5 protein-coding genes, 1 tRNA gene and 1 pseudogene are annotated in these 4,434 nt (G+C 58.0%); 3 read left to right on the top strand and 4 right to left on the bottom strand.

The genetic code is table 11. From position 1 onward, the window contains the following. Window positions 1–522: pseudogene (locus tag QO231_RS25800) on the bottom strand (transposase); the annotation flags it as partial. 506 nt (window positions 523–1,028) lie between these two features. Here QO231_RS25800 and QO231_RS25795 point away from each other — a divergent pair. Then, window positions 1,029–1,118: transfer RNA gene (locus tag QO231_RS25795), tRNA-Ser, on the top strand. A gap of 104 nt (window positions 1,119–1,222) precedes the next feature. Here QO231_RS25795 and QO231_RS25790 read toward each other — a convergent pair. Further along, entirely contained in the window at window positions 1,223–2,263 is a 1,041-nt protein-coding gene (locus QO231_RS25790) for a tyrosine-type recombinase/integrase (protein ID WP_316783097.1), read from the bottom strand. An 89-nt stretch (window positions 2,264–2,352) separates the two neighbouring features. Then, complete coding sequence (locus QO231_RS25785) at window positions 2,353–2,781, bottom strand: helix-turn-helix domain-containing protein (protein ID WP_316783094.1); 429 nt, start codon at window positions 2,779–2,781, stop codon at window positions 2,353–2,355. A 213-nt stretch (window positions 2,782–2,994) separates the two neighbouring features. Between QO231_RS25785 and QO231_RS25780 the strand changes: the two genes are divergently transcribed. Continuing rightward, complete coding sequence (locus QO231_RS25780) at window positions 2,995–4,065, top strand: hypothetical protein (protein ID WP_316783091.1); 1,071 nt, start codon at window positions 2,995–2,997, stop codon at window positions 4,063–4,065. A 35-nt stretch (window positions 4,066–4,100) separates the two neighbouring features. Here the strand turns inward: QO231_RS25780 and QO231_RS25775 are convergent, their stop codons facing one another. Continuing rightward, entirely contained in the window at window positions 4,101–4,376 is a 276-nt protein-coding gene (locus tag QO231_RS25775; RefSeq protein ID WP_394356733.1) for a hypothetical protein, read from the bottom strand. Here QO231_RS25775 and QO231_RS25770 point away from each other — a divergent pair. Further along, window positions 4,333–4,434: hypothetical protein (locus QO231_RS25770; protein WP_394356732.1), on the top strand; the 102-nt coding region annotated here is incomplete at its 3' end. The genes QO231_RS25775 and QO231_RS25770 overlap by 44 nt on opposite strands.

The following is a 4,434-nucleotide window of genomic DNA, read 5'->3' as shown; positions in this document are numbered from 1 at the left end:
TGCGCCAGAGACGGCGTTTCGCACCACCATGCTTGCGCACGTGCCATTCGCCTTCGCCCTCTGCCTGAATGCCGGTGCTGTCCACTGCCCGGCAGGGCATTGCGCAGCAATGTCCCGAGAGGGGATCAGCAGGTGCAGCGGCCCCTTCGAGCCACGATAGGGAATGCGAACTGCCAGGGTCTTCTGGCGACGGCTTAATGTGCTGAAATCAGGCACCGACCAGTTGAGGCCGACGCGCCGCAGAAGGCTCTCGACGAAGCCTGTGGTCTGCCTGAGGGCCATGCCGAAGAGGGCTTTCATCGTCAAGCATGTCTGGATCGCGGCATCGCTATACTGCGCCTGCCGGCCTCGCTTGCCGGTCGGCGGCGGCACCCACACCATGTCCGGGTCGAACCAGCCTTACGCCGATTGCAGACAATCGCCTACCGACCAGCGGATCGTCAGGGAGCCACGTTGCTTCAGCGCTTCGTTGCAAGCCGGCCAGTTCTTGGTCTTGTAGCTCGGCGGGATAGGTCTGCTCATACAGGCCAGCTACCATGCTGGATTCACAAAATGAATCCCTCATCCAGCCTTTGCGCAACAAAGCCCCTCAGCGGCCCAAACCGACAGCCAGGGGTAGCCACCTCGGACACGTCGGACCCCGAGAGTCCTTGCCAGCTCGCGTGCGGCACGACGCGAAGGCGTTCGCCAATACGCATGCAACTCGTCTTGTGTCACATAACCTGGATTTGTCGCAGCCTTGTTCATACCCTTTCCTCCCTGTGACGAGGAGATCGGAACAGCTGGAGAAATATGGAAATCAATCTGCTTAAATTACTGTGCAGCAGAAGACATTTAGGTACTTCGGGAGTCCAAAAGTTTTGAAGGCGCTTTTGCCGACAGGGAAAGTGACCAAATCCTGCCCACATTCGGTGCCTATGGGCGCCATTCCATGCCATTTCGCAGGTGAACTGTTCATTTTGGAAATGAGCCAGATTATCTGTTTTTGGCCTTGTATTCCTGATGTTTGCGCGGCTATACGCGTCGGTGGAGACGTGGCCGAGTGGTCGAAGGCGCTCCCCTGCTAAGGGAGTAAACGGGGAACCGTTTCGAGGGTTCGAATCCCTTCGTCTCCGCCACTAATTCACAGCAACGTGTTGTTTTTGCTGGGGAATTTTTGGAATACAGGATTGCGTTCCCACACTTGTTCCCACGCGCGAAGCTCCATTGGTCCGTCCGTAGATCAGTCCTCCAAAAAATCTTTGCCTTCCTCGCCGGTGATTAAGGCGCGCATCCGGTCGCGGTCGATTTGCCCATAGCTGCGAAGGGTCGTCAGAACGTCTGTGTGACCGAGGTTCTGCGAGGTGGCCACAATTTCCGCGACGGATGTGCAAGTCTTGGCCGCATGGCGCGCAAGCATGTGCCGGAAAGCGTGTGGGCCAAAGGTGGGCAAATTGGCTGCTGTGAACGCAGCGTTGACGATTTTGCGGACTGGCTCAGTGCTTTTCCATGGACGCCGCTCGAAGCCTTCGGCTTTGAAGCCGGTGTTTGCCTTTGGAGCAATGGCGGTGGACGGAAAAAGCGGATCGTCCGGGCCGTAGAGGGCCTCATTTTCAAGGTAGTCTATCCAAGCCCGCAATGCCGTCTCGGCCTCAGGGAAGCCTTTGGCAAAGAAGGTGTCGATGCTCTTGCCGAACTTTGTCGCAACCTCGCGCGGGTTCTGCATTACGGATTTTTCTTCAAGGTCAATATGCTTGAGGCGCAGCGTGATCAGCGCGCCTACGCGAATGCCGGTCAGGCACAGAAGCGCAAATATCGCCTTGTCGCGCATCTCGCGTGGGTTGGAGGCGAGCATCGTGTCCAGCGCCCTCTTGGCCTGTTTTACACTCGGAGCCGGGCGCGCGGGGGCGGCGCGCGCTTCGGCCTCGTCTCGGCGGGACAGATTGAAGTAATCCGAATCTGACGCTCTCATCCGGCTCCGAAATCCGTCTTGTTGCGACAGCCAGAGTGTGAACTCGCGCAAGGTCGCCAGAATAGCGCGGCTCGTGGATTTGCCTAGAGGGCTGCCTTTCGCCCCCTTGGCGCTGGCGAGGTGGTCCACAAACTTCATCGCCCATTCGATATGGAATCTGGCAAAATCCTTGCGACCGTTCCAGACGTCGAAGCGTTCCAGTGCGGCCAACTCCTTGTCGAGGGTCTTGTCGGAAAGACGCTTGGCGTATTTACGGTACTCAAGAAAACGCCGTTTCAGACGCTCGTTTTGCTCATTCGGTCGTTTGGTCATTTGAGCCTCCTTTCAGGCGTTGATGAGGGGGAATTTCAGGTGCCGATCGGCCATGTTGGGAAGTGGAAAAACACGGGGGTCTCTGTCCATCACCTTAATGTCTCATCATACCGCGTAATTTTGAGGTCGAGGGTCCGGGCGATTTCCGGGAGGCGGGTCTCTGCGACAGGCTTGGACAGCACGGTTCCGCAGGCTTCACACAGGGCTGTCAGCTTGGCGCGGCCCTCGATGACGTCGCAATCTGCCATCCCCTCCGCTGCTCTGCGCTCCTTTCGGCAACACACGCAATAAAATGTGTCGATCCGGGTTTTTACAGCACGCTTGGCCCGTTGGGATTTGATGTAGTCGCGTAGATCATCGCCCCGGATCAGAGTGGGCCGCGCGCCATCCATGACGCGCAACCCGTCCGACGCCCAATTGCGGATCGTGCGAGGGGAGACGCCGGACACCGCCGCCGCCTCTTCGATAGTGTAAGACTTGAAAGCCTTGATCCCGTTCAGGCGCGCTTGCTTAGGCATTGGCGCTTACTCGCTGGCCGGGGTCTCGTTGCGCTTCAACCAGTCGCGCAGCGCATCAAGTGTGATCAAGCGGCGCGTGCCGATCTTGATGCTTATCAACTCAACCCTGCGGTGCCGCAAGAGGTGTGGGACAAGCTGTTGTCGCTGCCCTCTAAGACCCTGCCCAAGAAGCAGGCACGACCCATCAAGCGGCTGACCGGGCTGGCGCATGAATTGGCGGCGGATGCGATCCTGCCCGGTGCGGGCAAGACAGCTCATGCGCATTTGCACGCGTTTCTGGGCAAGGCGCAGGCGGACTACAACGAGGCTATCGACAAGGCGCGGAAGGCTGTTCTGACGGTTGAGGGAAAAACGGGCCGTGCGGCGGTGGGCAGCAACGAAATGACCTTTGACGACTTCGTTGAAGACGCCGATTTGGCGGTGATCGAAGACGCCTACAAACGCGCCGCCCGCATGATTTCGCCAGACCTTGCCAAGACCTACAGCGAATACCTGGCCGGAAAGATCGGCGAAGCCGAGGACGAGGAAGAAGCGTTGATCGAAGCGCATACGGACGTTGCTGCAATCGGTTTGGTCCCGGCGATCAAGGACGATTTAGAAGCGGCTGCCGAGGCCCTGGCAAACGAGTGGCTGACCACCCACGAGGCTGCAATCAAGGCCCTCAGCGATGAACGGCAAGATGTCTATCGCGAATTGCGGGAACTGAGCGCCAACCCTCTCGACGTGTCACTGGCCATGCCGCGCAATAGCTTGCAGCCGACTATCGAAGTAATGGAAGACGGAACAGAAGTTGCGTTGCCTGCCTACGAAGGTCACCTTCTTTGCGATGGGGCTGGATTTTTCCCCGTCAAGATTCGGCTGAATGATTGGGAGTTGGAAGTCCTGTCACAAGAGGCCAAAAGAAACGGCTTCATGGCGTGGTATCGCAACCCGTCATCTGCAAGCCCCGAGTCTCTGGGAGTGATCTATCCAATTGACGGACAGGAAAGCATCATGCGCCCAGATTTTATCTTCTTCACCAAGAATGAAAACGGAGTGGTTCAGGCGAACATAGTTGACCCGCACGGAGACCATCTTGCGGACTCTTTGCCCAAACTTGTGGGTCTAGCCAATTACGCTGAGGCGCACGCCGACTCGTACGAACGCATAGTATCAGTCTCGAAATCGGGGGGTGTCTTCCGATACCTCGATCTGAAAGACCCTGAAGTACGCGCTGCAATTAAGAAAGGGCCGAGCGCGAAGGCACTGTTTGGAGGGCCGAAAGCTAAACCGTACCCAAGTTGAACGTTGGCGCTCTTGGCGACGTGCGCTTGAAGAAGTCACGCCGTTTTGCCCGAGTTCAAAGTGAAGACATTTGCACAAAACGCGCGGGCGGCGGCGACAGTTGCCCAAGCCTCCATCAAATTTCGCCGTTTGTCGAAAAGGTCTGATCGGGCATAGGCCGCTTCGGCCTTGTCCTTGATGCCATGGGCAAGCGCCGCTTCGATCACTTCTCGCGGGAAGCCGGTGGTTTCGCCTGCCCAATCGCGAAAGGTAGCCGCCCCGCCGACGGTGGTCTTCCGCTTCTCCCGCGATCGGGGCGGGGAACATCCCACAAGGCATCTCAAGGGATGGCAGGGGATCCTGCAGGCCCCCTCTCGTGGTTTGCAAGCA

Source organism: Sedimentitalea todarodis (assembly GCF_032595355.1).
Classification (GTDB): Bacteria; Pseudomonadota; Alphaproteobacteria; order Rhodobacterales; family Rhodobacteraceae; genus Sedimentitalea; species Sedimentitalea todarodis.
Note: the sequence above shows the minus strand (reverse complement) of the source record. Positions and strands in the feature narration are given on the sequence as shown.

What these genes read in the sequence shown, in the direction of transcription:
- QO231_RS25790 (WP_316783097.1), bottom strand. Translation starts at nt 2,263, where the DNA reads ATGACCAAACGACCGAATGAGCAAAACGAGCGTCTGAAACGGCGTTTT.
- QO231_RS25785 (WP_316783094.1), bottom strand. Translation starts at nt 2,781, where the DNA reads ATGCCTAAGCAAGCGCGCCTGAACGGGATCAAGGCTTTCAAGTCTTAC.